The sequence below is a fragment of the Streptomyces sp. NPDC054794 genome, assembly GCF_053611585.1.
This window is the reverse complement of record NZ_JBSHAQ010000006.1, coordinates 189,744-216,717: the sequence shown is the minus strand read 5'-3', so window position 1 is coordinate 216,717 and position 26,974 is coordinate 189,744. Positions and strand designations below refer to the sequence as shown.

Annotated in this window: 24 protein-coding genes and 1 tRNA gene; 2 read left to right on the top strand and 23 right to left on the bottom strand. The window is 69.1% G+C overall.

The annotated features are described in order from the left end of the window. Positions 1-8: 8 nt before the first annotated feature. The 22 genes from atpA to ACWGKT_RS08570 form a co-directional block, all read right to left on the bottom strand. On the bottom strand, positions 9-1,604 hold the full coding sequence (gene atpA, locus ACWGKT_RS08675) for a F0F1 ATP synthase subunit alpha (RefSeq protein ID WP_453273011.1): 1,596 nt from the start codon (positions 1,602-1,604) through the stop codon (positions 9-11). A gap of 144 nt (positions 1,605-1,748) precedes the next feature. Next, positions 1,749-2,564, bottom strand: a complete 816-nt coding sequence (locus tag ACWGKT_RS08670) for a F0F1 ATP synthase subunit delta (RefSeq protein WP_453273010.1) — start codon at positions 2,562-2,564, stop codon at positions 1,749-1,751. After that, positions 2,561-3,106: a F0F1 ATP synthase subunit B gene (locus ACWGKT_RS08665; RefSeq protein WP_356142009.1), complete on the bottom strand. Its 546-nt coding sequence runs from the start codon at positions 3,104-3,106 to the stop codon at positions 2,561-2,563. The genes ACWGKT_RS08670 and ACWGKT_RS08665 overlap by 4 nt, the downstream gene beginning before the upstream one ends. A gap of 37 nt (positions 3,107-3,143) precedes the next feature. Next, positions 3,144-3,392 (bottom strand): ATP synthase subunit c family protein, encoded by a 249-nt coding sequence (locus ACWGKT_RS08660; RefSeq protein ID WP_030610088.1) that lies wholly within the window; start codon positions 3,390-3,392, stop codon positions 3,144-3,146. Positions 3,393-3,468: 76 nt separating this feature from the next. Continuing rightward, complete coding sequence (gene atpB / locus ACWGKT_RS08655; protein WP_356142011.1) at positions 3,469-4,305, bottom strand: F0F1 ATP synthase subunit A; 837 nt, start codon at positions 4,303-4,305, stop codon at positions 3,469-3,471. A 210-nt stretch (positions 4,306-4,515) separates the two neighbouring features. Continuing rightward, a complete protein-coding gene (locus ACWGKT_RS08650) occupies positions 4,516-4,938 on the bottom strand; it encodes a hypothetical protein (RefSeq protein ID WP_356142012.1) in 423 nt (140 codons plus the stop codon). 280 nt (positions 4,939-5,218) lie between these two features. Beyond that, on the bottom strand, positions 5,219-6,601 hold the full coding sequence (locus tag ACWGKT_RS08645; protein ID WP_453273009.1) for an MraY family glycosyltransferase: 1,383 nt from the start codon (positions 6,599-6,601) through the stop codon (positions 5,219-5,221). A gap of 139 nt (positions 6,602-6,740) precedes the next feature. Then, positions 6,741-7,979, bottom strand: a complete 1,239-nt coding sequence (locus ACWGKT_RS08640; RefSeq protein ID WP_356142015.1) for a serine hydroxymethyltransferase — start codon at positions 7,977-7,979, stop codon at positions 6,741-6,743. Positions 7,980-8,142: 163 nt separating this feature from the next. After that, positions 8,143-8,823 carry an arsenate reductase/protein-tyrosine-phosphatase family protein gene (locus ACWGKT_RS08635; RefSeq protein WP_356142016.1) on the bottom strand — a complete coding sequence of 227 codons (681 nt, stop codon included), beginning with the start codon at positions 8,821-8,823 and terminating at the stop codon, positions 8,143-8,145. Continuing rightward, positions 8,820-9,467, bottom strand: a complete 648-nt coding sequence (locus tag ACWGKT_RS08630; RefSeq protein WP_235456956.1) for an L-threonylcarbamoyladenylate synthase — start codon at positions 9,465-9,467, stop codon at positions 8,820-8,822. The genes ACWGKT_RS08635 and ACWGKT_RS08630 overlap by 4 nt, the downstream gene beginning before the upstream one ends. 97 nt (positions 9,468-9,564) lie before the next feature. Continuing rightward, positions 9,565-10,410: a peptide chain release factor N(5)-glutamine methyltransferase gene (gene prmC / locus ACWGKT_RS08625; RefSeq protein WP_356142017.1), complete on the bottom strand. Its 846-nt coding sequence runs from the start codon at positions 10,408-10,410 to the stop codon at positions 9,565-9,567. A gap of 31 nt (positions 10,411-10,441) precedes the next feature. Then, the gene (gene prfA, locus ACWGKT_RS08620) at positions 10,442-11,518 is read right to left on the bottom strand and encodes a peptide chain release factor 1 (RefSeq protein WP_356142019.1); all 1,077 of its coding nucleotides are present in this window, start codon (positions 11,516-11,518) and stop codon (positions 10,442-10,444) included. A gap of 108 nt (positions 11,519-11,626) precedes the next feature. Then, a complete protein-coding gene (gene rpmE / locus ACWGKT_RS08615; RefSeq protein ID WP_235456953.1) occupies positions 11,627-11,848 on the bottom strand; it encodes a 50S ribosomal protein L31 in 222 nt (73 codons plus the stop codon). Positions 11,849-11,988: 140 nt separating this feature from the next. Continuing rightward, complete coding sequence (locus ACWGKT_RS08610; RefSeq protein WP_453273008.1) at positions 11,989-13,167, bottom strand: LCP family protein; 1,179 nt, start codon at positions 13,165-13,167, stop codon at positions 11,989-11,991. A gap of 208 nt (positions 13,168-13,375) precedes the next feature. Continuing rightward, on the bottom strand, positions 13,376-15,091 hold the full coding sequence (locus ACWGKT_RS08605) for a trypsin-like serine protease (protein ID WP_453273049.1): 1,716 nt from the start codon (positions 15,089-15,091) through the stop codon (positions 13,376-13,378). A gap of 301 nt (positions 15,092-15,392) precedes the next feature. Beyond that, positions 15,393-17,354 (bottom strand): transcription termination factor Rho, encoded by a 1,962-nt coding sequence (rho, locus tag ACWGKT_RS08600; RefSeq protein ID WP_453273007.1) that lies wholly within the window; start codon positions 17,352-17,354, stop codon positions 15,393-15,395. Between the two features lie 399 nt (positions 17,355-17,753). Beyond that, complete coding sequence (gene thrB, locus ACWGKT_RS08595; RefSeq protein WP_235456949.1) at positions 17,754-18,671, bottom strand: homoserine kinase; 918 nt, start codon at positions 18,669-18,671, stop codon at positions 17,754-17,756. A gap of 421 nt (positions 18,672-19,092) precedes the next feature. Continuing rightward, positions 19,093-20,151 (bottom strand): threonine synthase, encoded by a 1,059-nt coding sequence (gene thrC / locus ACWGKT_RS08590; RefSeq protein WP_235456947.1) that lies wholly within the window; start codon positions 20,149-20,151, stop codon positions 19,093-19,095. Positions 20,152-20,157: 6 nt separating this feature from the next. Continuing rightward, positions 20,158-21,450 carry a homoserine dehydrogenase gene (locus ACWGKT_RS08585; protein WP_356142024.1) on the bottom strand — a complete coding sequence of 431 codons (1,293 nt, stop codon included), beginning with the start codon at positions 21,448-21,450 and terminating at the stop codon, positions 20,158-20,160. 185 nt (positions 21,451-21,635) lie between these two features. Next, positions 21,636-23,027 carry a diaminopimelate decarboxylase gene (gene lysA / locus ACWGKT_RS08580; RefSeq protein WP_453273006.1) on the bottom strand — a complete coding sequence of 464 codons (1,392 nt, stop codon included), beginning with the start codon at positions 23,025-23,027 and terminating at the stop codon, positions 21,636-21,638. 51 nt (positions 23,028-23,078) lie between these two features. After that, positions 23,079-24,212, bottom strand: a complete 1,134-nt coding sequence (gene nrtL, locus ACWGKT_RS08575; RefSeq protein ID WP_453273005.1) for an ArgS-related anticodon-binding protein NrtL — start codon at positions 24,210-24,212, stop codon at positions 23,079-23,081. Between the two features lie 457 nt (positions 24,213-24,669). Continuing rightward, positions 24,670-25,245, bottom strand: coding sequence for a response regulator (locus tag ACWGKT_RS08570; RefSeq protein ID WP_453273004.1), 576 nt, complete (start codon positions 25,243-25,245; stop codon positions 24,670-24,672). Between the two features lie 110 nt (positions 25,246-25,355). Here ACWGKT_RS08570 and ACWGKT_RS08565 point away from each other — a divergent pair. Next, a tRNA-Arg gene (locus tag ACWGKT_RS08565) sits at positions 25,356-25,427 on the top strand. A 395-nt stretch (positions 25,428-25,822) separates the two neighbouring features. On the opposite strand, the gene ACWGKT_RS08560 is transcribed toward ACWGKT_RS08565, so the two are convergent. Then, positions 25,823-26,143, bottom strand: coding sequence for a LysR substrate-binding domain-containing protein (locus ACWGKT_RS08560; RefSeq protein WP_453273048.1), 321 nt, complete (start codon positions 26,141-26,143; stop codon positions 25,823-25,825). Positions 26,144-26,433: 290 nt separating this feature from the next. On the opposite strand from ACWGKT_RS08560, the gene ACWGKT_RS08555 reads away from it, so the two are divergent. Beyond that, positions 26,434-26,940: a hypothetical protein gene (locus ACWGKT_RS08555; protein WP_453273003.1), complete on the top strand. Its 507-nt coding sequence runs from the start codon at positions 26,434-26,436 to the stop codon at positions 26,938-26,940. Positions 26,941-26,974: the final 34 nt, after the last annotated feature.

Here is a 26,974-nt window from a genome sequence, read left to right as displayed (position 1 = left end):
TCCTTACGTCACTTGGACACGGAGACAGCCGGAGCGTCCTCGCCGAGCAGCTTGCCGTCGGAGGTCTCGAACTGCTTCTTGAAGTCCACGATGGCGTCGGCCACGGCCGTCAGCGTGTCGTCGGACATCTTGCCGCCCTCCTTGATGGAGGTCATGAGGCCCTGCTCCTTGCGGTGCAGGTACTCCAGGAGCTCCTTCTCGAAGCGGCGGATGTCGGTGACCGGAACGTCGTCCATCTTGCCGGTGGTGCCGGCCCAGACGGAGACGACCTGGTCCTCGGTGGACATCGGCTGGTACTGAGCCTGCTTCAGCAGCTCGACCATGCGCTGACCGCGCTCCAGCTGCGCCTTCGAGGCGGCGTCCAGGTCGGAACCGAAGGCGGCGAACGCCTCCAGCTCACGGAACTGGGCCAGGTCGACGCGGAGACGGCCGGAGACCTGCTTCATCGCCTTGTGCTGCGCGGAACCACCGACTCGGGAGACGGAGATACCGACGTTCAGCGCGGGGCGCTGACCGGCGTTGAACAGGTCCGACTCCAGGAAGCACTGGCCGTCGGTGATGGAGATGACGTTGGTCGGGATGAACGCCGAGACGTCGTTGGCCTTGGTCTCGACGATCGGCAGACCGGTCATCGAGCCGGCGCCCATGTCGTCGGAGAGCTTCGCGCAGCGCTCCAGCAGACGGGAGTGCAGGTAGAAGACGTCACCGGGGTAGGCCTCGCGGCCCGGCGGGCGGCGCAGCAGCAGGGACACGGCGCGGTAGGCGTCGGCCTGCTTCGACAGGTCGTCGAAGATGATCAGGACGTGCTTGCCCTCGTACATCCAGTGCTGGCCGATGGCCGAGCCGGTGTAGGGCGCCAGGTACTTGAAGCCGGCCGGGTCGGACGCCGGGGCGGCGACGATGGTCGTGTACTCCAGCGCACCGTTCTCCTCCAGCGCGCGGCGGACCGACGCGATGGTGGAGCCCTTCTGACCGATGGCGACGTAGATGCAGCGGACCTGCTTGTTCGGGTCGCCCGTGCGCCAGTTGTCACGCTGGTTGATGATCGTGTCGACGGCCAGGGCGGTCTTGCCGGTCTGGCGGTCACCGATGATCAGCTGACGCTGACCACGGCCGACCGGGGTCATCGCGTCGACGGCCTTGTAGCCGGTCTCCATCGGCTCGTGCACCGACTTGCGCTGCATGACCGTGGGGGCCTGCAGTTCGAGGGCACGACGACCGCTGGTCTCGATCTCGCCGAGGCCGTCGATCGGGTTGCCGAGCGGGTCGACGACGCGGCCGAGGTAGCCCTCGCCGACCGCGACGGAGAGGACCTCACCGGTGCGCTGCACCGGCTGACCCTCCTCGATGCCGCTGAACTCACCGAGGACGATGGCGCCGATCTCGCGCTCTTCCAGGTTGAGCGCGAGGCCGAGGGTGCCGTCCTCGAACTTCAGCAGTTCGTTGGCCATGGCCGAGGGCAGGCCCTCGACCTTCGCGATGCCGTCGCCGGCAAGGGTGACCGTACCGACCTCCTCGCGCGAGGCCGCGTCCGGCTTGTACGACTGGACAAAGTTCTCCAGCGCGTCCCGGATCTCCTCCGGCCGGATCGTGAGCTCCGCCATCTGGGTTCCCTGCTCTCCTTGTTGGGCCCGAAGTTTCACTTGGGGGGGATGGGGACTCCCCCCTGAAAGAGGTGAATCCTCTGCACGGCCCAACCAGGGCCGTATTCATACGTACTGCTGTTCTTGAATTCCGTGTTGCCGGAGCTAGCTCGCCATACGGCGGGCCGCGTCCTCCAGCCGGTCCGCGAGGGAGCCGTTGATGACCTCGTCACCGACCTGCACCCGGATCCCGCCGACGACCTCGGGGTCGACGTCGAGGTTGAGGTGCATCGCGCGGCCGTAGAGCTTCGCGAGGGCGGCGCCGAGGCGCTGCTTCTGCGGGTCGCTCAGCGGGACCGCCGACGTGACGACCGCGACCATGCGGTCCCGACGCTCGGCGGCGAGCTTGGAGAGGGACTCCAGTCCCGACTCCAGGCTACGTCCCCGCGGCGCGGTCACAAGGCGCGTCACCAGACGCTCGGTGGTGGCCTGCGCCCGGCCGCCGAGGAGGCGGTGCAGCAGCTCGACCTTCGCCGAAGCGGCGGCGGAGCGGTCGGTCAGCGCGGCGCGCAGCTCGGTGTTCGAGGAGATGATCCGGCCGAACCGGAACAGCTCGTCCTCGACGTCGTCGAGCCGGTCCGCCGACTGCGCGGCGGTGAGGTCGGCGATGTTCGCCAGCTCCTCCAGCGCGTCCACCAGGTCACGGGGCTGCGACCAGCGGGAACGGACCATGCCGGCCACCAGGTCGGCGGTCTGGCCGCTGACCTGCCCGCCGAGCAGGCGCTGGACCAGCTCGGCCTTGGCCTCGCCGGACTGCGCCGGGTCGGTCAGGACCCGACGCAGCGACACCTCGCGGTCGAGCAGCGCGGTGACGGCCGCCAGCTCGCCGGCGAGCTGCGCCGCGTCCACGGACGTGGCGTCCGTCAGCGCGTCGAGACGCTCGCGTGCGGCTGCCAGTGCCTCGCGGCTCGCTCCGTTCATCGCGCGGCCTCGGCCTTCTCCTCAAGCTCGTCGAGGAAGCGGTCGATCACACGGCTCTGGCGGGCGTGGTCCTCGAGGGACTCGCCGACGAGCTTGCCGGCCAGTTCGGTGGCGAGCTTGCCGACGTCCTGACGCAGCGCCGCGGAAGCGGCCTTGCGGTCGGCCTCGATCTGGGTGTGACCAGCGGCGACGATCTCCTCGCGCTGACGCTGGCCCTCGGCCCGCATCTCGGCGATGAGCGTGGCGCCCTGCTCCTGAGCCTCCTGGCGCAGGCGCGCTGCCTCGTGCCGAGCCTCGGCGAGCTGTGCCTTGTACTGCTCAAGGACGCTCTGGGCCTCGGTCTGCGCGGCCTCGGCCTTCTCGATACCGCCCTCGATGGCCTCGCGGCGCTGCTCCAGAACCTTGTTGATGTTCGGAAGGAGCTTCTTGGCGAGGAAGCCGAAGACGATGACGAAGGCGATCAGGCCGATGACGAGCTCTGGGATCGGCGGGATGAGGGGGTTCTCGGCCTCCTCAGCCGCCATCAGAACCAGGGGGCTCATATCAGTGCCTTTCGTCTAATGATGCGCGAGAGTCGGATCAGCTGCTCGGGTAGACGAACGGCATGACCAGACCGATCAGGGCGAGCGCCTCACAGAAGGCGAAGCCGAGGATCTGGTTGGCGCGGATCAGGCCGGCAGCCTCGGGCTGGCGGGCGAGGGCCTGCGTGCCGTTACCGAAGATGATGCCGACGCCGACGCCCGGGCCGATCGCGGCGAGGCCGTAACCGATCGAGCCGAGGTTGCCCTTGATCTCGACGCCGGCGGCAAGGGTCTGGAGAGCGGACATGCCGGTTCTTCCTTCTCTTTCAATGACCGGTGGGGGTTGGCCACCGGATGTCTGGGTGAGGTGGTCGGGTTGGCGCTCAGTGCGACTCGGCGAGCGCGCCCTGGATGAAGCTGCAGGTCAGCAGTACGAAGACGTACGCCTGAACAGCCTGGATGAAGAGCTCGAAGGCGGTCATCACGATGACCATCACGAACGAGACGGCGGAGTAGGCGATGCCGATGCCGTTCAGCATGTACCAGGTGGCGATCGTGAAGAGCAGCAGCAGCGTGTGGCCGGCGAACATGTTCGCGAAGAGTCGCACGGCGTGGGTGAAGGGCCGCACGAGCAGGTTCGAGAAGAGCTCGATCGTCATCGACAGCGGGAGGACCGCGCCGAGCGACTTGTCGTAGCCGGTGAAGTTCTTGAACGCGCCGACGAAACCGTGCCGCTTGAAGGTCAGGGAGACCCAGGTGATGTAGACCAGGCCGGCCAGGACGGCGGGGTACGAGATGATCGCGGTGACCGGGAACTGGGCGACCGGAATGATCGACCAGAGGTTCATGATCCAGACGAAGAAGAACAGCGAGACGACGAACGGGACGTACTTCTCGCCTTCCTTCTTGCCGATGGTCTCGTAGACGACACCGCGGCGTACGAAGTCGTAGCCGGCCTCGGCCACCATCTGGAGCTTGCCCGGGACGACCTTCGGCTTGGCGAAGGCGGCCCAGAAGAAGCCCACGATGATGATCGACCCGAGCAGCGCCAGCAGCATCGTCTTGTTGAAGTACACGTTGCTGTTCGCGTCGCCGAAGAGCGGCTCGAACAGGAACGAGTGCAGGCCCGGAGCCGGGAAGCCACACCCGTCGAACAGGTGACAGCTCGTGTCGAAAGCGAGCGTCTGCGTCGGGTCAGCACTCACCGCGGGCTCCTTCATCGTGGCGCATAGGTACGGCAACCTCGTTGTGTCGGCGCGGCGTACGGCCGCGGTTCGGCACGGGACTGGTGTTACGGATGTGGGGGCGGCTGTAGGGCATCTCGCCTCGCGATTGAGCAGGCGTCAGCTGGGATGCCCGCGCCAGCGATGCCGCAGTTGGCACCGGACGATAGCAGGATCTCTCGTGCGCCTTTATCCCGGCCCTACCTCTCACGACGAGTGCCCTGTCTTCTCGGACTTGTCGGGCTCGACGTAGAGGATCTTGGCCTTCATGTGGGCCCTGGTCTGCGCGGCGATCCACGTCAGGGTGGCGACCACGAGCACGATGGCGAAGGCCCGGGGGTTGAACAGCGTCGTGTTCTTGAAGGCTGCGACGAAGATGAACAGCAGCAGCAGCTGAGCCGCGTAGAGCATCAGGCCCATCATCTGGAACAGCTGCGGAAAAGATTTGGCGGTGCGCTGCAGCACGTAGAGCCCGATGCCCATGAAGAGCATCACCACCGCCGTCGCGACGGCTGCCCCGATCGCCCCCTTGCCGCCCGCGACCACTCCGCTGACGACGGCAGCGATCGCGCCGACGGCAGCCGTGGGTACGGCGGCCTGAGCCAGGATCCGGGCGTCATTGGACGGCATGGCGGCAACTCCGCTTTCACAGGGGGCAGGGTGTCGTCATGGACGAGCGTAGTCCCGGACCGAGAGCTGAAGACCTCATGCCAATGGACCGTCGCATCACGGTCCTTCGGCTCCATCCGGGGTTCTCGTGAACCGTATCACAAACTATTTGATGAGGTCTTTACCTGATAGGTGTGCTTGCTGTCACACATGAGAGTGACAGTGCCCGTCTGTGCAAAAACCGAGCCGCCTTGTCTGGTATTGGGGGGGTTCGCTCCCCCACGACTTGGCAATGCTCTAGTCAGATTCTTACCTTGCCGCCCTTACCGAGACGCGAACGGGGGCCGATGGCGGTCGCCCCGTTGACGCCCAGACCGGCGGTGACCGAGGCGGACTCCTCCTCCTCGACCGGCTCGACGCTCTCCTGAACAGCGTCGGACGCATCGGCGTCCGCGGCGTCGGCGGCCGTGTCGGTCGCCTCCACGGAGACGGCGGCAGGGGACTGAGCGGCCCGCCCGCGGCGCCGGTAGCGCGGCGGCACGACGTGCTCGGCCCAGCGCGGGGCGCGCGGCGTGAAGCGCGGCAGCAGGAGCAGCACCAGGCCGATCGCGCTGAGGAACACCACGCCGAGGACGATCCACATGGACGCGGAGTTCACGGAGTAGGCCAGGGCGCCGAAGCCGATCAGCGCCGACCAGAAGTACATGATCAGCACGGCCCGGCTGTGCGAGTGGCCGATCTCCAGCAGCCGGTGGTGCAGGTGCCCGCGGTCGGCGGCGAACGGCGACTGGCCGCGCCAGGTGCGGCGCACGATGGCCAGCACCAGGTCGGCGGCGGGCACCGCGATGATCGTGAGCGGCAGCAGCAGCGGGATGTAGACGGGCACCGTCTGGTGCACGGCCGCCTTCTCGGAGCCGGTGAACAGCGCCAGCGCGTCCGGGTCGACCTGACCGGTGATCGAGATCGCGCCCGCGGCCAGCACCAGGCCGATCAGCATCGAGCCGGAGTCGCCCATGAAGATCCGGGCCGGGTGCATGTTGTGCGGCAGGAAGCCCAGGCACATGCCCATCAGGATCGCGGCGAACAGCGTGCCCGGGGCGGCGGACTCGATGCCGTACGAGTACCAGATCCGGTACGAGTACAGGAAGAACGCGGTCGCCGCGATGCCCACCATGCCGGCGGCCAGGCCGTCGAGGCCGTCGACGAAGTTCACCGCGTTGATCGTGATCACGACGAGCGCCACCGTCAGCAGCGTGCCCTGCCACTGGGTGAGCGCCACGTTGCCGACGCCCGGGATGGGCAGCCACAGGATCGTCAGACCCTGCATGACCATCACGCCCGCGGCGATCATCTGACCGCCCAGCTTGATCAGCGCGTCGATCTCGAACTTGTCGTCGAGCACCCCGATCAGCCAGATCAGCGCCGCCCCGGAGAGCAGCGCGCGCGGCTCGTTGGAGTTGGCGAAGACCTGGTTGAGGTTGGTGAGGTGGTCGGCGACCAGCAGGCCCGCGCACAGGCCGAAGAACATCGCGATACCGCCGAGGCGCGGAGTGGGTTCGCGGTGCACGTCACGTGCCCGGATCTCCGGCATGGCTCCGGCCACGATCGCGAACTTACGTACCGGCCCTGTCAGCAGATACGTCACCGCGGCCGTGATGCAGAGCGTCAGCAGGTATTCACGCACGGGCTTCCCCACAGGTCTCGCTGGCCATCTCAGCCCCACACCCTAGCGACGTACGCATATCAGTGGGGACTTCCGGGTAGCGACGATGGTTGCACGTGTGGCTGTGTACGTGGCTGTGCTCCCGTGCGTCTACCCCCGCTCAGCCGGGATACGGCGGAAATCTACCGGCCAGCTCGCGCACCTCGTCACGCGCCCCTGTGCTGTCGATCTCACTGCGCAGCACCCCCGCCATCAGCACCGCTATGCGTGCCATCTCCGGCTCCCCCATGCCCTGCGTGGTCAGCGCGGCCGTGCCCAGGCGCAGCCCGCGGGCGTCCCCGTGCGGCAGGGCGCAGCAGTCCAGCACCATCCCGGCGGCGGCCAGCCGGCCGCGAGCGGCGCGGCCGTCGAGCCCGAGCGGCCCCGGGTCGGCGGTGATCAGGTGGGTGTCGGTGCCGCCGGTGGTGACGTGGAAACCCTCGTCGGCCAGCTCGGACGCCAGCACCTGGGCGTTGGCGACCACCTGGTGGGCGTACGCGGCGAAGGCCGGGGTCGCCGCCTCGCCGAACGCGACGGCCTTCGCGGCGATGGTGTGCATCTGGGCGCCGCCCTGTGTGAAAGGAAACACGGCCCGGTCGACGCGCTCGGCCAGCTCCGCGCCGCACAGGATCATCCCGCCGCGCGGGCCGCGCAGCACCTTGTGGGTGGTGGCGCACACGATGTCGGCGTACGGGACCGGGTTGGGCGCCGCTCCCCCGGCGACCAAACCGATGGGATGCGCGGCGTCGGCGATGAGGAAGGCACCGACCTCGTCGGCGACCTCCCGGAAGAAGGCGTAGTCGATGTGGCGCGGGTAGGCGATGGAGCCGCACACGATGGCCTTGGGCCTGCGGGTACGGGCCAGGGTGCGCACCTGGTCGTGATCGATGAGGCCGGTCTCCGCGTCGACGCCGTAGCCGACGAAGTCGAACCAGCGGCCGGAGAAGTTCGCCGGGGAGCCGTGCGTGAGGTGTCCGCCGTACGGCAGCCCGAGGGCGAGGACGGTGTCGCCCGGCCGCAGCAGGGTGGCGTACGCGGCCAGCACCGCGGAGGACCCCGAGTGCGACTGGACGTTGGCGTGGGCGGCGCCGAACAGCGCCTTGGCCCGTTCGACCGCGAGGCGCTCGGCGACGTCGACGATCTCGCAGCCGCCGTGGTGACGGGCGCCGGGATAGCCCTCGGCGTACTTGTTGGCCAGCGGCGAGCCCAGCGCGGCCAGCACGGCCGGGGACGTGAAGTTCTCGGCGGCGATCAGCTGCAGCGTCGTCGACTGCCGGTCGAGCTCACCCAGCAGGATTCCGGCCAGCTCGGGGTCCTGCCGCCGCAGGACATCGGTCTCAAGGGTATGGGTGACCGACATGGCGGGCTCCCGGGCGGTCGACGGTGACGTAGGTCCAATGTAGGCCCGGTCCGCGCGGCCTGCGCGGCGGCTTCGGCCACCGGTGCGCTCGCCGCCCCGGACCGCCGCATCGGCGGGGACACGGGCCACCACGCCGTCCCGAAGGGCGGCGGGGGCGCCCGCGTCACGTCCGCGCGGCGACCCCCGTCAGCGCCGTGACCACCGGATCCAGCGCCTGGTGTATCTCGTCGCCGACCGAACGGAAGAACGTCAGCGGCGCGCCGTACGGGTCGTACACCTCGTCGGCCTCCGCCGTGGGGGCCAGCAGCCAGCCGCGCAGCGCCGCGGCGGCGCGGACCAGGGCGCGGGCGCGGGCCACCACGCCGTCCTCCAGGGGCGGCAGGGTGGCCGGGTCTATGGCGCGCACCAGGCGGGTGAACTCCTTCAGCGTGAAGGTGCGCAGGCCCGCGGAGTGGCCCATGGAGATGACCTGGGCGCGGTGGTCGCGGGTGGCCGTCAGCACGAGGTCGGCCATGATGACGTGCTCGTCCAGGAGCTCCCGGCCGACGAAGCCGGAGGCGTCCGCGCCGAAGTCGGCCAGCACGGCCTCCGCGTTGGCCTCCATGGGCGCGCCCTCGTGGCCCCAGGTGCCGGCGCTCTCCACGATCAGCGCGCCGCCGAGCACGCCGAGCCGCTGCGTCACGAAATGGCGGGTCAGCCGCTCGGTGATCGGCGAGCGGCACACATTGCCGGTGCTGACGTGGAGGATCCGGAAGCAGTCGCGCGGAAGCCCGACGAAGGTGGTCGTGATCTCCGCGGCACGTTCCCCGTTGCCTATGCCACGCCCCGCTTCAGGGGCTGTCAATTCGCCACCTCAAGGTCGGGTACGACCTTCCGCAGCTCCTCCGCCGTGATCGCGCCCGCGCGCAGCAGCAGCGGCACGTCGCCGGTGACGTCGACGATCGACGACGCCACGTTCCCGGGGGTCGGGCCGCCGTCCAGGTAGACGGAGACGGAGTCGCCGAGCATCTGCTGGGCGGCGTCGCAGTCCTCCGGCGCCGGGTGGCCGGTCAGGTTCGCCGACGACACGGCCATCGGGCCGACGTCGGTCAGCAGCTCGATGGCGACCGGGTGCAGCGGCATGCGCACGGCGACGGTGCCGCGGGTGTCCCCGAGGTCCCACTGCAGGGACGGCTGGTGCCGGGCGACGAGCGTGAGACCGCCCGGCCAGAAGGCGTCGACCAGCTCCCAGGCCAGCTCGGAGAAGTCCGTGACGAGCCCGTGCAGCGTGTTCGGGGAGCCGATCAGCACGGGGGTGGGCATGTTGCGGCCCCGCCCCTTGGCCGCCAGGAGGTCGGCGACGGCCTCCGAGGAGAACGCGTCGGCGCCGATGCCGTACAGCGTGTCCGTCGGCAGCACCACGAGTTCGCCACGGCGGACCGCGGACGCGGCTTCGCGCAGACCCGTCACGCGGTCGGTCGCGTCGTTGGTGTCGTATCGCCGTGCCATGTCTAGCGGGCCTCCTCGTACACGTAATGCGGGACTACAGCAAACACAGAAAACGCAGAAAACGCAGAAAACGCAGAAAACACTGTCAGCGGGGTGCTCACGGCAGCGCCCGGCGGGCGGTCGCGAACCGTGGGCGCTTGTTGAGGTCGGGGTGGTCGGCCGCGTCGGCCCATCCCCGCTCCTCGGTGAAGATCCACGGCACCTGGCCACCCTGGGTGTCGGCGTGCTCGATCACGACGACACCGCCGGGCCGCAGCAGCCGGTGCGCGGTGCGCTCCAGGCCGCGGATGAGGTCGAGGCCGTCCTCGCCGGAGAACAACGCGAGCTCCGGGTCGTAGTCACGGGCCTCCGGAGCGACGTACTCCCATTCGGTCAGCGGGATGTAGGGCGGATTGGAGATGACGAGGTCGACCTGCCCGTCGAGGTCCCGGAAGGCGTCCAGGGCGTCGCCCTGGCGCAGGTCGACCCTGGACCCCTCGACGTTCTTGCGGGTCCACTGGAGGGCTTCCTCGGACAGCTCCACGGCGTGCACGCGCGAGCGCGGGACCTCCTGGGCGAGGGCCAGCGCGATGGCACCGGAGCCGGTGCACAGGTCGACGATGAGCGGCTCGACCACGTCCATGGCGCGCACGGCGTCTATGGCCCAGCCGACCACCGACTCGGTCTCCGGCCGCGGCACGAAGACGCCCGGACCGACCTGGAGCTCCAGGTACCGGAAGTAGGCCAGCCCGGTGATGTGCTGCAGCGGCTCGCGCTGCTCACGCCGGGCGATGACCTCCCAGTACCGGGCGTCGAAGTCGGAGTCCTTCACGGAGTGCAGCGCGCCCCGCTTCACGCCGTGCACGAACGCGGCGAGCTCCTCCGCGTCGTTGCGCGGCGAGGGCACGCCGGCGTCGGCCAGCCGCTGGGTGGCCTGGGCCACCTCCGCGAGCAGCAGGTTCACGCAAGTCCTCCGGAAGTACTCGTACGTGCCGTTACGCGGCTGCCAGCTTCGCCGCCGAGTCCGCGTCGACGCAGGCCTGGATCACCGCGGCGAGGTCCCCGTCCAGGACCTGGTCAAGGTTGTACGCCTTGAAGCCGACGCGGTGGTCCGAAATGCGATTCTCCGGGAAGTTGTACGTACGGATCTTCTCGGAGCGGTCGACGGTGCGAACCTGGCTGCGGCGGGCGTCGGCGGCTTCCCGCTCCGCCTCCTCCTGCGCCGCCGCGAGCAGCCTGGAGCGCAGGATACGCAGAGCCTGCTCCTTGTTCTGCAGCTGGCTCTTCTCGTTCTGGCAGGAAGCGACGACTCCGGTGGGAATGTGCGTGATGCGCACCGCGGAGTCGGTCGTGTTGACGGACTGGCCGCCGGGGCCGGAGGAGCGGTAGACGTCGATGCGAAGGTCGTTCGGGTTGATCTCGACGTCGACCTCCTCGGCCTCGGGCGTGACCAGCACACCGGCGGCGGAGGTGTGGATACGGCCCTGGGACTCGGTGGCCGGCACCCGCTGCACGCGGTGCACACCGCCCTCGTACTTCAGCCGGGCCCACACGCCCTGGCCGGGCTCGGTGGCACCCTGGCCGCCCTTGGTCTTCACGGCGACCTGGACGTCCTTGTAGCCGCCGAGCTCGGACTCGGTGGAGTCGATGATCTCGGTCTTCCACCCCACGCGCTCGGCGTAGCGCAGGTACATCCGCAGCAGATCGCCGGCGAACAGGGCGGACTCGTCGCCGCCCGCGCCCGCCTTGATCTCCAGGATGACGTCCTTGTCGTCGCTGGGGTCGCGCGGGACGAGCAGCAGCCGCAGCTTCTCGGTCAGCTCGTCGCGCTGCTTGTCCAGCTCCTTGACCTCGGCCGCGAAGTCGGGGTCGTCGGCCGCGAGTTCGCGTGCGGTCTCGATGTCGTCGCCGGTCTGCTTCCAGGAGCGGTACGTGGCGACGATGGGAGTGAGCTCGGCGTAGCGCTTGTTCAGCTTGCGCGCGTTGGCCTGGTCGGCGTGGACCGACGGGTCGGCGAGCTTCGTCTCCAGGTCGGCGTGCTCACCGACGAGTTCCTCGACGGCCTCGAACATCTTTCGGCTCCTGTACTGCTCGGGAAGGGGAAGGCGGGCGACCAAAAACGCCGGTCCCGGCGCACCCCGGCAAAGGGATACGGCCGTGGACCGGCGAAATGGGGCTCGCTACTTCTTGGAGCCGGCGGCCTTGCCGAAGCGGGCCTCGAAGCGGGCCACACGGCCACCGGTGTCGAGGATCTTCTGCTTGCCCGTGTAGAACGGGTGGCACTCGGAGCAGACCTCGGCCCGGACGGTGCCGGACGCGATGGTGCTACGGGTGGTGAACGACGCGCCGCAGGTGCAGCTGACCTGCGTCTCGACGTACTCGGGGTGGATGTCGCGCTTCAAGGTGTCTCCTAGATTTCGGGAGGGCGCCGGGTCGCAGCCGCGGGATGCGGAGGCGTGAACCGGAGCCGACGTACCAGTCTGCCAGGACTGGCGCCATCCCCCAAAACCGGGTACCGGGATGATCTATTCCCCACGGGTCCCTACGGGGTCACGACGCCCTTGGCCGCGCCCGTGGCCGTGCCCTTCGTGGCGCCGGCCGGGATCGGCCGGTCGTTCTTGAGGGCGTCCCAGACCAGCTGGGCCTTGGCCTTCGCCAGGACCACGCGGTTGGGATTGGCCGGGTCGTACTGCACCGGCATCGTCACCATCTTCATGTGCGAGGAGCCGATGCCTTTGAGACCGTTCGCGAAGTCCATCAGGGAGTTCACCGAGCCCAGGTCGGAGTCGGTGGTGACGGCCTTGGTGGCGGTGTCGGCGAGGTCGAACAGCTTCTTGGGGCTGGTGAAGACGCCGACGTGCTTGACCTGGTCGATCAGCGCCTTGATGAACGCCTGCTGGAGCTGGATGCGGCCGAGGTCGGAGCCGTCGCCGACCCCGTGCCGGGTGCGGACCAGACCGAGGGCCTGCTCGCCGTCGAGGTTGTGCGTTCCGGCCTTGAGGTGCAGGTGGCTCTGGGCGTCCTCGATGTTCTTGGTCGTGGTGACCGTGACGCCGCCGAGGTCGTCGATGAGCTTCTGGAAGCCTCTGAAGTCGACCTCCAGATAGTGGTCCATGCGGATGCCGGTGAGCGTCTCGACGGTCTTCACCGCGCAGGCCGCGCCGCCGGTGGAGTACGCGGAGTTGAACATCACGCCGGACGCGGCGGGGTACGCGTTGCCCTTGGTGTCGGTGCACCCGGGGCGGTCGATGAGCGTGTCGCGGGGGATGGAGACGACACTCGCCTTCTTGTGGCCCTCGTACACGTGGACGATCATGGCCGTGTCGGAGCGGGCGCTGCCGTCGTCGGTACCGCCGCCGAGCTTCTTGTTGCTGCCCGAGCGGGTGTCCGAGCCGAGGACCAGGATGTTCTCGGAGCCGTTGTCGACCTTCAGCGGCCGCTGGGTGCCCAGGGCCTGGTTGATGTCGATGCTCTTGATGTTGCCGTTGAGCTTGACGAACAGATATCCGGCGCCGGCTCCGCCCAGCACCACGACACCCGCGGCGGTCCAGGCGGTGATCCGCAGGGCCTTGCTGCGCGGACTGGGGGGCTTGCGGCGCCGCCCCTTGCCACGACGCGACGGACCGCTCCCGGCGGACCCGGACATCCCGGGCACGGATGCGTCGGGCGCGGATGTGCCGGGCTCGGGTATGCCGGGCTCCGGCGTGCTCTCGGCAGACATGTGCTCCTCAGCTTCTCGTCCGGTCGGTTACCCCCTGCCGTCACGGTCGGACATGGCCACTTTTGACCTGTACGGCACTATCGTCACCCCGTCGGGTCAGACGGAGAAACTCGGCAAAGGGTTGCACAACGCCCGGTGCCCACCGCGTGAAGGCGGTGGGCACCGGGCGTGACCGGGTGAGTCGGGCGTACCCCGCTCACCTGCTGTTTCAGCCGAAGATGTCGTACTGCTGGAAACCGGTGCCGAGCGAAATCCTTGTGGCGAAAATCTCGCTGGTCGCCTTGCCGGTGCCCTTGTACAGGTAGAGCGTGCCGCCGGGCGTACGGGCCAGGAAGTCGGCCTTGCCGTCGCCGGAGAGGTCACCGACGGCGTCGAAGGCGTTGTAGCCGGTCCAGGCCGAGCGGACCTTCACGCGCGCCGAGAAGGCGCCCGTGCCGGACTTGCCGGTGCCCCGGTACAGGTACAGGTCGCCGTTGCTCTTGCTGCGCGCGAGCAGGTCGGCCTTGCCGTCGCCGTTGAAGTCGCCGTGACCGCGCACCATGTTGTACTGGTTCCAGCCCGTGCCGACCTGGACACGGGCGGCGAAGGTGCCGTTGCCCTTGCCCGGGTAGAGCCACAGGGTGCCGCCGGAGTCGACGGACAGGACGTCGGGCAGGTAGTCGCCGGTGACGTCGCCCGGGGTGATGACGCGGGTGCGGGTCTTCCAGCCGGTGAAGATCTTCGTCTGGGACCAGCTGGCGCTGGCCGGCACGTAGTGCATCCAGTAGATGTCACCGGTGCCGCTGTCGCGGACCACCAGGTCCTGGATGCCGTCGCGGTTCAGGTCCGTCTGCAGGACGACGTTGACGCCGTCCCAGTTGCCCCAGGAGATGCGGGCGCCGAGCGACGAGCCCTTGGAGTCCTTCTCGTAGCCGGTCTTGCTGGAGGCGTTGCGCACCCACAGGTCGGCCTTGCCGTCCGTGTAGCTGAGGTTCGCGTCGGCGATCTGCGCGTAGGCGGCACCGAGGTAGGTGCTGACCTTGCTGAAGACGCTGTAGGCGCCCTTCTGCACGCAGTCCACGACGCCCCACGAAACGACGCCCACGATGCGGCCGTTGACCACGAGCGGACCACCGGAGTCGCCGTTGCAGGCGGAGGTGGTGCCGGTGTCGCTGCCGGTGGCGGGGTCGCCCGCGCAGACCATGTGGCCCTTGATGAAGTCCGTGCCGTAGAAACCGGAGCAGGTGGCGTCCGACTGGATCGGCAGCGTGGCCGTCTTCAGCGTGTCGGAGATGTCCTGGCTGGTGGAGCTGGTGCGGCCCCAGCCGTAGACCTTGGCGCTGGTGCCGGCCGCGTAGGAGCCGGTGTCGCTGGAGGTCGTCGGCCGGATCGGCGTGGCCTTGACCGGGGAGTCCAGGGTGAGGACGGCGATGTCGTTGTCGATCGTCGTCGCGTTGTACGACGGGTGGTTCCACTGGCGCAGGACCGCGGTGGCGGTGCCGCCGTGCAGGTCCGTGTTGCCGGCGCTGTCGGTGCTCGGCAGCTGCGAAGTGCCGGTCAGGACCGCACCGTTGGCGCCCCAGTTGTAGCCCTTGACGCAGTGCGCGGCGGTGAGGATCTTCGTCGGCGAGACGACCGCGCCACCGCAGAAGAAGCCGAGGTCGTCGCTCTCGTCGGCGGTGCCCTTGTCGTCGTAGTACCAGAGCTGGGCCATCCACGGCGCCGTCGTGATGGTCGTCTGCGTACCGCCGATGATCTTCGGGTCGACGGTGGCGGTGTTCGTGCTCGCGCTCAGGGACGACTTCTTGGTCGTCTGCCCGGCGGTGTCGTCACCGGCGAGCGCACCTGCGACGCGCTTCTCCAGGGTGGCGAGCGAGGTCGAGGCGATGGCGGGCTTGACCTTCGGCGTCGGCACGGCGGTGGCCGCGCCCGCGGAGGAGGTCATCAGCGCCGCGGTCACGGCCGCGGCGACACCGGCGGCGGCAAGGGGCAGGGCAAGGCGTATCCGGCGTCTGTGACGGCCGCCGGACGGGGTCGTGGTCAAGAAAGTCCCCCCAGAGGAACTTGAGACGGAAGGGACGCGGGCCGCGTCCACTCATCTCAGCGCCAAAAGGCCGCCCTCCGTCACTGATGACGGAGGGCGGCCTTCATGCGCCCCCGAGGGGCGCGGGGAACTGCGCGACAAGCCACGGACGAGGCCGCGGCCGAGGGACGACCGAACGACTTCGGCCGACCCGGCGGAGCGACTAGTCGCCGTTACCGGGCGTCGGCGTCGTCTTCTGGATCTGCATCAGGAATTCGCCGTTCGACTTCGTCTGCTTCATCTTGTCGAGGAGCAGCTCGATCGCCTGCTGCTGGTCGAGCGCGTGCAGCACCCGGCGCAGCTTCCAGACGACGGCGAGCTCCTCGTTGCCGAGCAGGATCTCTTCCTTACGGGTACCGGACGCGTCGACGTCCACCGCGGGGAAGATGCGCTTGTCGGCGAGCTTCCGGTCGAGCTTGAGCTCCATGTTGCCGGTGCCCTTGAACTCCTCGAAGATCACCTCGTCCATGCGGGACCCGGTGTCCACCAGGGCGGTGGCGAGGATGGTCAGCGAGCCGCCGTCCTCGATGTTGCGCGCCGCGCCGAAGAACCGCTTCGGCGGGTAGAGCGCGGTCGAGTCGACACCACCGGACAGGATGCGGCCGGAGGCCGGCGCCGCCAGGTTGTAGGCACGGCCCAGACGCGTGATCGAGTCGAGCAGCACGACGACGTCGTGGCCCAGCTCCACCAGACGCTTGGCACGCTCGATGGCGAGCTCGGCGACCGTGGTGTGGTCCTCGGCCGGACGGTCGAAGGTCGAGGAGATGACCTCGCCCTTGACCGACCGCTGCATGTCGGTGACCTCTTCCGGACGCTCGTCGACAAGGACGACCATCAGGTGGCACTCGGGGTTGTTGTGCGTGATCGCGTTGGCGATCGCCTGCATGATCATGGTCTTGCCGGTCTTCGGCGGGGCCACGATCAGACCGCGCTGGCCCTTACCGATCGGCGACACGAGGTCGATGATGCGGGTGGTCAGCACGCCCGGGTCCGTCTCCAGACGGAGGCGGTCCTGCGGGTAGAGCGGGGTCAGCTTGTTGAACTCCGGGCGGCCACGGCCGTGTTCGGGGGCCATGCCGTTGACGGAGTCGAGGCGGACAAGGGCGTTGAACTTCTCACGCCGCTCCCCCTCCTTCGGCTGACGGACCGCACCGGTGATGTGGTCACCCTTGCGCAGGCCGTTCTTGCGGACCTGGGCGAGGGAGACGTACACGTCGTTCGGACCCGGCAGGTAGCCCGACGTACGGATGAAGGCGTAGTTGTCGAGGATATCCAGGATGCCCGCGACGGGGATCAGGACGTCGTCCTCGGCCAGCTGCGGCTCGGCGACCTCGTCGCGGCCACGACGGCCACGACGGTCGCGGTAGCGGCCCCGACGGCCCCGGCGGCCGCCCTCGAAGTCGTCGTCGTCCTGCGGACCGGCGCCCCGGTCCTGACGGCCGCCGCCCTGCGGCTGGTTCTGCTGCTGGCGCTGGCCGCCCTGGCCGCCCTGCTGCTGGTCGTCGCCCTTGCCCCGGCGGTCGCGGTCCCGGCCGCGCTCACGGCGGTCGCGGCGGCGGCCGTCGCCGTCAGCGGCGTCGCCCTGCGACTGCTGGGCCGGCGACTCGGCCTTCGGCTCGCTCTTCGCCTCGGCGGCGATGGTCTCGGCACCGCCCGCCGGGCTGCCCGCCTCGGCGGTGGCACGGCGACGACGGCGCTCGGTGGGCGCGTCCTCGCTGGCCGGCTGACCGGGAATCTCGATCTGCTGCTGGGCCACGGCCTTCTCGGCGGGCGCCTCGGCCTTGGCCTCGGCCTTCTTCTCCGCCTCATCACCCGTACGGGCCCGGGAGGTGGCACGGCGCTTGGGCTTGGTCTCGGTGGCTTCCTCGGCCTTCGCGGCCGGGGCGCCGCCGCCCGCCTGCGCCTCCTTGATGACCTCGATCAGCTGGCTCTTGCGCATGCGCGCGGTGCCCCTGATACCGAGGCCGGATGCGACCTGCTGCAGCTCGGCCAGCACCATGCCCTCGAGGCCGGTACCGCGGCGCCGCCGGGAGCCGGCACCGGTGGCAGGCGCGGAGGCGTCCGTGGCGGGCGCGGCAGCGGTCTCCTCGACACGTGCGCCCATCAGATCGGTGGTGTCGCTCACGAAGGGTCCTTCCCTGGAGCGGACGTCGGCCTGTCTGGCTCGGCGACCGGTTGTGCTGTCCGGCTTCGGTCCTTGTTGTGACCAAGCCGGGGCGGTGGTCCGCCTAAGCGGCGGAAGGGATATCTGGTGATGGCGCTTCCTTGAGCCGTGGCACCCAGTGTCACGTGGCGTGGTCGCACCGATTCCGGAGCGTGCCCAGCGGCCCGCTCAGTACCCGCATACGGCGTACTGCCCAGGTACGACGTACGGAACACAGAGTGGCTTGGGAGACTCCCGGAAGAATGTCTGTCCCGGACGGGGACACGAGGCACCTCGCCATGGTGGGGTCGGGTGCAGACTTGAGATTAACACTACCGGATCCAACAAACATTCCCCCTCTCCAAATCCGGCAACCGTGTGTCAGGTCGCAAGCGGCAGCACGCTCGCTCCCAGTGCGTCGAGGCTCAGCCGGTTGGCGGCCCAGTCCGCCCCGGCCAGGGCCTCCACCTTGTCGGCGGTGCCGGCGTCGGCAAGCGCCATGACGGTGGGTCCGGCGCCGGAGATCACGGCGGGGATCCCGTCGGCGCGCAGCCGCTCCACCAGTGCTGCGCTCTCCGGCATGGCGGGGGCGCGGTACTCCTGGTGGAGACGGTCCTCGGTGGCGGGCAGCAGCAGCTCGGGGCGCCTGGTCAGGGCCTCGACGAGCAGGGCGGCACGGCCCGCGTTAGCGGCGGCGTCGACGTGCGGCACGGTGCGCGGCAGCAGACCGCGCGCGGTCTCCGTCAGGACCGGTTTTCCGGGCACGAAAACCACCGGAACGATGGAATCGGAGGGCTCCATCCTGATGGCCCGGGCGGAACCGGCCTCCATCCAGGAGAGGGTGAATCCGCCCAGCAGACAGGCCGCGACGTTGTCGGGGTGGCCCTCGATCTCGGTGGCGAGTTCCAGCAGGGCCGCGTCGTCGAGCCGCGCCTCCCCGCCTATGGTCACCGCGCGCGCGGCGACGATTCCGGCGCAAATGGCGGCGGAGGAGGAACCCAGGCCACGGCCGTGCGGAATGCGGTTGGCGCAGACGATTTCCAGGCCACGGGGCTGCCCGCCCAGCAGATCGAAGGCGGTGCGCAGAGAGCGTACGAGCAGGTGACTTTCGTCTCGCGGCAGCGTCCCACTGCCCTCACCGGCGATGTCGACGTGCAGCCCGGAGTCGGCCACCCGGACGACCACGTCGTCGTAGAGCCCCAGCGCGAGGCCGAGGGCGTCGAAGCCCGGGCCGAGGTTGGCGCTGGTGGCGGGGACGCGCACCCGGACGGCGGCGGCGCGGAAGGCTGGACCGGCCATCGCTCGATGACTCTCCTTGAGCTGCGTGATTGTCGAATGACATTCGATGCGTACGTGAGGGCCCTCAGGCCGCGGAAACGGCGCGGCACCCTGCCATATGCGAAGGCATATGCGGCGGGCGGGTTCAGTACAGCCTATCGAAGGAAGGTTCTGTGGCGACATAGGGCGCACAGGAGGCGCACGATGCGTGTCGTATGCCCCCTGTGCACCCCTCTTACGGGTCCCTGTGTGAAGACGCCATGGGGAGTCGCCCGGTTGCTCGCGGGGGTGTGCGCCGAGCACGGGCCGGAGCGTCGCCGCGGCAGGGGCCGAGCGGCCCTGTGGCAGGGTCCGAGCGGCCCTGTGACGGGGTCCGAGCGGCCCTGTGACGGGGTCCGAACGAGCCTGTGGCAGCGTCCCAACGGACCCCGGCCGGGGCCTCTCAGGCGAGGCCGAGGCGTACGGCCGCGGAGGCCGCGTCGACCGGGACGGTGACCGGCTGCGGGGCGCCCGCGACGGCCCAGTCCGGGTCCTTGAGGCCGTTGCCGGTGACCGTGCACACGATCCGCTGGCCCGGATCGACCTTGCCCTGCTCGGCGGCCTTCAGCAGGCCGGCCACGGACGCGGCCGAGGCGGGCTCCACGAAGACACCCTCCTGCGCGGCCAACAGGCGGTAGGCGCGCAGGATTTCACGGTCCGTCACCTCGTCGATGAGACCGCCCGACTCGTCCCGCGCCGCCAGGGCGTACTGCCAGGAGGCGGGGTTGCCGATGCGGATCGCGGTGGCGATGGTCGACGGGTCCTTGACGACCTCGCCGCGCACGATCGGGGCACTGCCGGAGGCCTGGAAGCCCCACATGCGGGGGGTCTTGGAGGACACGCCGTCGGCGGCGTACTCCCGGTACCCCCGCCAGTACGCGGTGATGTTGCCCGCGTTGCCGACCGGCAGGACATGGATGTCGGGGGCGTCGCCGAGCATGTCCACGATCTCGAAGGCAGCCGTCTTCTGCCCCTCGATGCGGACCGGGTTGACCGAATTGACCAGCGCCACCGGGTAGTTGTCGCTCAGATTGCGGGCGAGCGTGAGGCAGTCGTCGAAGTTGCCGTCGACCTGGAGGATCTTCGCGCCGTGCACGAGGGCCTGGCCCATCTTGCCGAGCGCGATCTTGCCCTGCGGGACGAGCACGGCCGAGACCATGCCCGCGCGCACCGCGTACGCGGCCGCCGAGGCGGAGGTGTTGCCGGTGGAGGCGCAGATGACCGCCTTCGCGCCTTCCTCCTTGGCCTTGCTGATGGCCATGGTCATACCGCGGTCCTTGAAGGACCCGGTCGGGTTCGCGCCCTCCACCTTGAGGTGGACCTCGCAGCCCGTGCGCTCGGAGAGCACCTGCGCGGGCACGAGGGGCGTGCCGCCCTCACGGAGCGTCACGACAGGCGTGGTGTCGGATACCGGCAGCCGGTCCCGGTACTCCTCGATGATTCCGCGCCACTGGTGGGTCATTGCTGCTTACTCTCCTTCAACCCGCATGATGCTGGCGACACCCCGCACGGTGTCGAGCTTGCGCAGCGCCGCGACGGTCCCGGTGAGGGAGGCGTCGGAGGCGCGGTGGGTGACGACGACGAGGGAGGCCTCGCCGTCCTTCCCCTGCTGCCGAACCGTATCGATGGACACACCGTGCTCGGCGAACACGGTCGCTACCTGGGCGAGAACACCCGGTTTGTCGGCGACGTCGAGGCTGATGTGGTACCGCGTGACGACGTCGCCCATGGGCGAGACGGGCAGGGCTGCGTACGCCGACTCGCCGGGCCCCGTCGCGCCGTTGAGCCGGTTGCGGCAGACGGCGACGAGGTCACCGAGCACGGCGGAGGCCGTGGGGGAACCGCCGGCGCCGGGGCCGTAGAACATGAGCTGGCCGGACGCGTCGGACTCGACGAACACCGCGTTGTACGCGCCGCGCACGGAGGCGAGCGGGTGGCTGAGCGGAATCATCGCGGGGTGCACGCGCGCGGTGACGGAGCCGCCGTCCGCCGCCCGCTCGCAGATGGCGAGCAGCTTGATGGTGCACCCCATCTCCTTGGCGGAGGCGAAGTCGGCCGCCGTCACCTCGGTCATGCCCTCGCGGTAGACGTCGTCGAGACGCACGCGCGTGTGGAAGGCGATGCCCGCGAGGATGGCGGCCTTGGCTGCGGCGTCGAAGCCCTCGACGTCGGCGGTGGGGTCGGCCTCCGCGTACCCGAGCGCGGTGGCCTCGTCGAGCGCCTCCTGATAGCCGGCGCCCGTGGAGTCCATCTTGTCGAGGATGAAGTTGGTCGTGCCGTTGACGATGCCCAGCACCCGGTTGACCTTGTCGCCGGCGAGGGACTCGCGCAGCGGGCGGATCAGCGGGATGGCGCCGGCGACGGCGGCCTCGTAGTAGAGGTCCCTGCCGTGCTCCTCCGCCACCGCGTGCAGGGCGGCCCCGTCCTGGGCGAGCAGCGCCTTGTTGGCGGAGACCACGGAGGCGCCGTGCTCGAAGGCGGTGGTGATGAGGGCCCGCGCGGGCTCGATCCCGCCGATGACCTCCACCACGACGTCGATGTCTCCGCGTTTGACGAGGGCGGTGGCATCGGTGGTGACGAGGTTCGGGTCGATGCCCTCGCGCACCTTGGACGGGCGGCGGACGGCGACGCCCGCCAGCTCCACCGGCGCCCCGATGCGGGCGGCGAGGTCGTCCGCGTGCGTCGTCATGATGCGCGCCACCTCTGAGCCGACAACCCCACAGCCCAGCAGCGCCACCTTCAGCGGACGCGTACGCATCATCCGACCTCGTTTCCTCATACCGTCTACGGTTGGACCAGTCTCACTCACCGGACGGCAGTTTCTACCCTTGGTCCGGATCGTGAGACGTCTATTTCATTTTGCCGGGACAGGAAAACCGGAGATCTTCCGGCCCCGCTGCGGGCACCCGGCCGACACGGTCGCTCGGGCGCTCTCACCTGCCGCTCTCACCCGACGTCGAGACGCAGGAGGTCCTCCTCCGTCTCGCGCCGGACGATCACCCGGGCCTCGCCGTCGCCGACCGCGACGACCGGGGGCCGGAGCACGTGGTTGTAGTTGCTGGCCATGGACCGGCAGTACGCCCCGGTGGCCGGGACCGCGATGAGGTCGCCCGGCGCCAGGTCGGCGGGCAGGAAGGCGTCCTTGACCACGATGTCCCCGCTCTCGCAGTGCTTGCCGACGACACGCACGAGCATCGGCCGGGCGTCGGAGGTGCGGGAGACGAGAGCGACGCTGTACTCGGCGTCGTACAGCGCCGTGCGGATGTTGTCCGACATGCCGCCGTCGACGGAGACGTACGTACGCAGCCCGTCGAGCGGCTTGACGGTGCCGACCTCGTACAGCGTGAAGGCGGTGGGCCCGACGATGGCGCGGCCGGGCTCGACGGAGATGCGCGGGGTCCGCAGCCGGGCCGCCTCGCACTCCCGCGTGACGATCTCGGTGAGCGCCTTGGCGATCTCGTGCGGCTCACGCGGATCGTCGTCACTGGTGTAGGCGATGCCGAGCCCGCCACCGAGGTCGATCTCGGGCAGCTCGACCCCGTGCTCGTCGCGGATGTCCTTGAGCAGGCCGACCACCCGGTGGGCGGCGACCTCGAACCCGGACATGTCGAAGATCTGCGACCCGATGTGCGAGTGGATCCCGATCAGCTCCAGCCCGTCGAGCTGGAGGGCGCGCCGCACGGCCTCCGCCGCCTGCCCCCCGACGAGCGGAATCCCGAACTTCTGGTCCTCGTGGGCGGTGGCGATGAACTCGTGGGTGTGGGCCTCGACGCCGACCGTGATCCGGATCTGCACCCGCTGCCGCTTCCCGAGGGACTGCGCGAGGTGGGCGACCCGCACGATCTCCTGGAAGGAGTCGAGCACGATCCGTCCGACGCCGGCCTCGATGGCCCGCTCGATCTCGGCCATGGACTTGTTGTTGCCGTGGAAGGCGATGCGGTCGGCCGGCATCCCGGCGGACAGGGCGGTGGCGAGCTCTCCGCCGGAACAGACGTCGAGATTGAGCCCTTCCTCGTCCAGCCACCGCACGACGGCACGGGAGAGGAACGCCTTGCCGGCGTAGAAGACGTCGGCGTCCTGACCGAAGGCGGTGCGCCAGGCCCGCGCCCGGGCGCGGAAGTCGGCCTCGTCGAGCACGTAGGCCGGGGTTCCGAACTCCTCCGCGAGCTCCTTGACGTCGATGCCGCCGACGGTGACGACTCCGTCCGCGTCACGGCTGACGGTCTGGGACCACACCTTGGCGTCGAGGGCGTTGAGGTCGGCGGGCGGCGCCGAATAGTGCCCCTCGGGCAGGACGTCGGCGTGGCGGGGCCCGGCGGGATGTGCGGAACGGCTCATGACGGTGACTCTCAGACTCTCTGTCTCTGCCTGAAGACCTTGTCCCGGCCCTCAGAGATGTTCGGGTGCGTCGATGCCGAGCAGGGACAGGCCGCCGGCCAGCACCGTCCCGGCGGCTTCGGCGAGGGCGAGCCGGGCACGGTGGGCGGCCGAGGGTTTCTCCTCACCGTGCGGCAGCACGCTGGGCAGAAACGGCAGCACGGCATCGGCGACGACGACGAGCTGCCGGGCAAGCCGGTCCGGGGCACGGTGGGTGGCGGCGGCGGTGAGGATGCGGGGGTGGTCGGCGAGGGCGGTGAGGAGGGGGTGGATGTCGGGGTTGACGGCGCGGAAGTGGGGCGTAGCACGGATGTCGCTGCTGTTGCCTGTGGGGCCGATGTCCATGGCGTTGCTGGTGCCATCGGTGTTGGTGATGCCACCGGTGTTGGTGGTGATACCGCTGGTGTTGGCGAGGCCGTCGATTTCGCCTGTGCCGTTGATTTCGCCCGGTTCGGCTGTGAAGCCCAGGCGGGCGGCGTTGCGGCTCAGGGCCCGGGTGCGGGCATGGGCGTACCGGATACGGAAGAGGGGATTGCCCTCGCGCTGGACCAGGTGATCGGCGGTGATCCGAGGACGGTCGTGCGGTGCGGGATGCAGCAGGGCCCAGCGGGCGGCGTCGGGCCCGAGCGGGGCGGGGTCCTCCGGCGCCGGGACGGGCCGCAGATTGACGGGCTCGCGATGGTCGATCTCCACGCGCCCACCCTGGGTGGCCACGATCCGCGCGACCGCGTCGGCGACGACCTCGGCACGGGCCTCGTACGGCACCCGCAACTCGACGACCTGCCCCGCGAGGGCATCACCGTGCCCGTAGGCCGCCCCCCGCTCACGGATCTCCCGAACGAGGCCGGCGACGGTGTCGCTGCCGCGTACGAGGCTGATGTTGATGAACCCCGGCCCGGTGACGACGACGTCACCGACTCCCTCGGCCCGCACGAGATGCGGCAGCAGAATCTCGGCGACGCGCTGCGCGGGCTGCCCTGCCGGTCCGGCGAGCTGCAACGCGACGTTGGTCGCGAAGTCCCCACACCCTCCGGGCCCCGGAGGCGTCACCACGACCCGCTCCGGCACGGCCACGCCCAGTTCCCCGCCATCCACAGCACAACGCACCGCAAACAGCACGGTGCGGGAGAGCTCTGCGGGGGTCACGGGACAAGCGTAGGGGAGGAGGGGGGTGGGTATGCGACCTGGTTTGGGGAAGGTCCGGAATGTGGACGGGGTGGGGTTGAGGGGTAGGGGGTCGGGGCCTGTCCGGCGGATCAGGGCGGAGTCGGTCGATGGCGCGGATGCGGCGCGGGTGAGTGGGGGCGTGGGGGTGCGCCCTGCTTGAGCGGAGTCGAGAGCATGGGGAAGCGTGCGGCTATAGGCCGGCGGAGGGCATCGACGCGATTGAGGTCCCCATTGTTCGAGCGAAGCCGAGAACTCGAGGGACTCGGCCACCAACGGCAACGCCTGGGAGGGGTCCCCTGGAACGCGCCGCGCCCGGAACTTTCAGAATCAGCCGAAGGCCTGCCGAAACTCCCGAAGCCGACCGCGGCCGAACCCGAACGGGTCCACGGATCCACGGGTCTACGGATCCACGGATCAGGATCAACGCATCGACGAATCAAGCGCCGGACCGACCAGCACGCTCGGCTGAGCGCTCAGCGTCGCCGCCAGATGCGCGAACACCCTCGAGGGCGACACCGTCACCCCCGCCCCTGGCACCTTCTGCACCTAGGGGCTCGACCAACGCACTCCCCTCCCCCGCCTTCCCTCGTTCAATCAAGTCACGAACAAGGCGGACGAGTTCGGCGGGCTCGAAGGGCTTGGCAAGGAAGGCGTCGACGCCGGCGTCGAGGCCGCTCTCGACCTCGTGCTGCGTGCAGGCGCTGACGATGGCAAGGGGAAGGTGGCGGGTCAGGGGATCGGCACGCAGACGAGCGGCGGTCCGGAGCCCGTCCAACCGGGGCATGACGACGTCCAGCGTCACGACATCGGGCCGTACCTCATGCACCACATCCAGACACTCGGCACCATCGGCCGCGGTCACGACCTCAAGACCCTCCAGCTCAAGGTTGACCCTGATCAGCTGCCGGATGACCTTGTTGTCGTCCACAACAAGCACCCGACCCGACGCGCCCGGCACAAGTCGAGAGTAGGTCCAGACCGGCCACCGCGTCCGGGTTTTCCCCACTTCCACCCCCTGCGAGCGACCCGCTCCCGCCCCACCACCGAAACCCGTTCCTGATCACCCCGAAGGAGCTGGTAGTGTTCTATCCGTCGCCGCGAGCAAACAGCTCCAACCGACACGCCCCCGTAGCTCAGGGGATAGAGCAACGGCCTCCGGAGCCGTGTGCGCAGGTTCGAATCCTGCCGGGGGCACCTTGTACGAGGTGCCCAAAGACCCCGTCACCAGCGGAAACGCTGAGGCCGGGGTCTTCTTGTTTGTGCAGGTGTATGCCGCTCGAAGCGGCTCCATGTCGGAGGCCGTGGACGGGATCTTGGTCCAACACGGCAGCTCGCTGGCCCATTCGGACGATCGGACCTGCCCCATATCGGGCCATTTCGGGCAGGCAAGGAGCCAGCCCGATTCGCGGCCAGTTTATGGGCCCCGATCTCTTGCCCATGGCAGTTCCTGCCCAAAGCCGCTACACCGACCACGTGCTACCGGACCTCAGCACTTTCCCCATCCCTACGCGCTCGCAAGACATCCGGATCGTCCACAAGGTCAACCATGCGCGACTACAAAACCCCGTCTGAACACTCCGAGGCGATGCTCATCCTCGCCAGATGAGGAACTCGTGCGTTATCGCGATCAGGGCACGTGCCGCACGACTGGGTGTGCGCTCGGACAGAACTGCGAGGGAAAACGGCCAGTCCGTGTCGGCGTCGTCGATGGTCAGCGTGGCGACGTCCTCCGCCTCGGCGAGGGCAGGCCGTGGCAATAGCGCCACGCCCAGGCCGTTGCGGACGAAGGCCACGCCGGTGGGGACGTCGGTGATCTCGAGGGCGACGCGACGGGTCACGGAGGCGGCAGCGAAGGCCTGATCGGCAACGGTCCGGATGCCATAGCTCACGGGGAAATCGACGAAGTCCAGGCCAGGCCGGCCAGTTCGGTGATCGGCACGGTGCGACGGTGTCTCTCAGAGAGCCCCCACTTATCTCTCCGTGAGATAAGTGCAGTCTCTGACTTTCGTTGGACAGTAACCGTTACGGTCAACGATTCTTTTCATCGGAGGAACTGCTCGAAACAGGACTGCTTGCTGGGGCCACATCGAAGCCGGAGGAAAAGCGCAAGGTGTTTGCCGTGCTGGTGAATCCCAAACCTCCGGACGTCCCGAACTCGGGAACACGCCGAATCAAAACTAGGAACGAGAAGACGACTGTTATGACCACACCGAACGAGCCCACCGGCAAGCTGAAGAACCAGGCGCCGCACCTGGACTACTACCCAGAGTGGCTCGACAATCTCGCCGACGACGTCATCCTCCAGGGCAATTTCGCCAACGGTGAAGTGATCGGCAAGGAAAAGGTAGGGAAGCTGCTTAGCTTCGCTCGAAGCAACTACGCTTTCCAGGACTTCCGCTTCTTCGGCAAGCGCGGCGAGCTCTTCCTGGAGGACTATCGCTCAACCATTCGTGGCAGCGAGACCTACCGTCCGGGTGGAATCGAGATTTACAACTTCGTCGTCGTGTACTTCAACGAGGCGGGCGAGACCAGTCAGCTGGTCATGAACCACCGGCCACAGTCAGCCGCCCTGCTGTTCTCGTCCTTACTGGCGGAGCACTTCGGTGACGAGTTCGGCTCGGACCTCTTCTACAAGGGCGATGTCAGCGACCGACTGCTCGACCACGACCTGTCCCGCGGTCAGTGGCCCCCGTCGCAGTCCCACTGACTTGCGACGGCCGGGCCGTCCGGTCAAGGAGGGA

Bases quoted from the DNA above. Each gene is read 5' to 3' on its own strand.
- atpA (WP_453273011.1), bottom strand. From the start codon at position 1,604: ATGGCGGAGCTCACGATCCGGCCGGAGGAGATCCGGGACGCGCTGGAG.
- ACWGKT_RS08670 (WP_453273010.1), bottom strand. From the start codon at position 2,564: ATGAACGGAGCGAGCCGCGAGGCACTGGCAGCCGCACGCGAGCGTCTC.
- ACWGKT_RS08665 (WP_356142009.1), bottom strand. From the start codon at position 3,106: ATGAGCCCCCTGGTTCTGATGGCGGCTGAGGAGGCCGAGAACCCCCTC.
- ACWGKT_RS08660 (WP_030610088.1), bottom strand. From the start codon at position 3,392: ATGTCCGCTCTCCAGACCCTTGCCGCCGGCGTCGAGATCAAGGGCAAC.
- atpB (WP_356142011.1), bottom strand. From the start codon at position 4,305: ATGAAGGAGCCCGCGGTGAGTGCTGACCCGACGCAGACGCTCGCTTTC.
- ACWGKT_RS08650 (WP_356142012.1), bottom strand. From the start codon at position 4,938: ATGCCGTCCAATGACGCCCGGATCCTGGCTCAGGCCGCCGTACCCACG.
- ACWGKT_RS08640 (WP_356142015.1), bottom strand. From the start codon at position 7,979: ATGTCGGTCACCCATACCCTTGAGACCGATGTCCTGCGGCGGCAGGAC.
- ACWGKT_RS08630 (WP_235456956.1), bottom strand. From the start codon at position 9,467: ATGGCACGGCGATACGACACCAACGACGCGACCGACCGCGTGACGGGT.
- prfA (WP_356142019.1), bottom strand. From the start codon at position 11,518: ATGTTCGAGGCCGTCGAGGAACTCGTCGGTGAGCACGCCGACCTGGAG.
- ACWGKT_RS08610 (WP_453273008.1), bottom strand. From the start codon at position 13,167: ATGTCTGCCGAGAGCACGCCGGAGCCCGGCATACCCGAGCCCGGCACA.
- ACWGKT_RS08605 (WP_453273049.1), bottom strand. From the start codon at position 15,091: ATGACCTCCTCCGCGGGCGCGGCCACCGCCGTGCCGACGCCGAAGGTC.
- thrB (WP_235456949.1), bottom strand. From the start codon at position 18,671: ATGGCCGGTCCAGCCTTCCGCGCCGCCGCCGTCCGGGTGCGCGTCCCC.
- thrC (WP_235456947.1), bottom strand. From the start codon at position 20,151: ATGACCCACCAGTGGCGCGGAATCATCGAGGAGTACCGGGACCGGCTG.
- ACWGKT_RS08585 (WP_356142024.1), bottom strand. From the start codon at position 21,450: ATGATGCGTACGCGTCCGCTGAAGGTGGCGCTGCTGGGCTGTGGGGTT.
- lysA (WP_453273006.1), bottom strand. From the start codon at position 23,027: ATGAGCCGTTCCGCACATCCCGCCGGGCCCCGCCACGCCGACGTCCTG.
- ACWGKT_RS08555 (WP_453273003.1), top strand. From the start codon at position 26,434: ATGACCACACCGAACGAGCCCACCGGCAAGCTGAAGAACCAGGCGCCG.